Source organism: Acinetobacter sp. Lyrl_1, assembly GCF_051948795.1.
Taxonomy (GTDB): domain Bacteria; phylum Pseudomonadota; class Gammaproteobacteria; order Pseudomonadales; family Moraxellaceae; genus Acinetobacter; species Acinetobacter towneri.
Window position 1 is genome coordinate 1 of record NZ_JAYJLK010000112.1, and the last position, 537, is coordinate 537.

The 537-nt window shown below is 43.2% G+C and carries 1 protein-coding gene; it reads right to left on the bottom strand.

Going from position 1 to position 537, the window contains the following annotated elements; genetic code table 11:
• Positions 1–4 precede the first annotated feature (4 nt).
• Positions 5–537 (bottom strand): IS21-like element ISAba8 family helper ATPase IstB (gene istB / locus VF675_RS13780; protein WP_440205396.1); only part of this gene is annotated, 533 nt, incomplete at its 5' end.

Consider the following 537-nt stretch of genomic DNA (forward strand, 5'->3'; position numbering starts at 1 on the left):
CGTATTAAGTTTCAACCTGGGGCTGAATCCCAATTCTTTTTTTATCCTTCAAACGATAACTCTCACCCGATATTTGTACCACATGACAGTGATGCAATAACCGATCTAACATCGCAGCGGTCAACGTGACATCATCTGCAAAGGATTTGGACCACTGGCTAAAGGGTAAGTTACTCGTCAATATCGTACTGCCTTTTTCATAACGCTTGGCAATCACGTTAAAGAACAGATTCGCTTCTTCACGTCCAAACGGTAAATAACCAATTTCATCGATAATCAGTAACTTTGGTCCCAGTACCGCACGTTGCATATAGGTTTTCAGTTTACCTTGCTGATAGGCTGTACTGAGTTGCAGCATGAGATCGGCGGCGGTAATGAACTTGATCTTAATGTTGTTCATGATGGCCTTATAGCCTAATGCCATAGATAAGTGCGTTTTTCCTACTCCGCTAGCCCCGAGAAACACCACATTTTCTGCTCTAGCAATAAAGCTCAGATTGAACAGTTCAATCACCTGTGATTTAGGGGCCCCTAGGG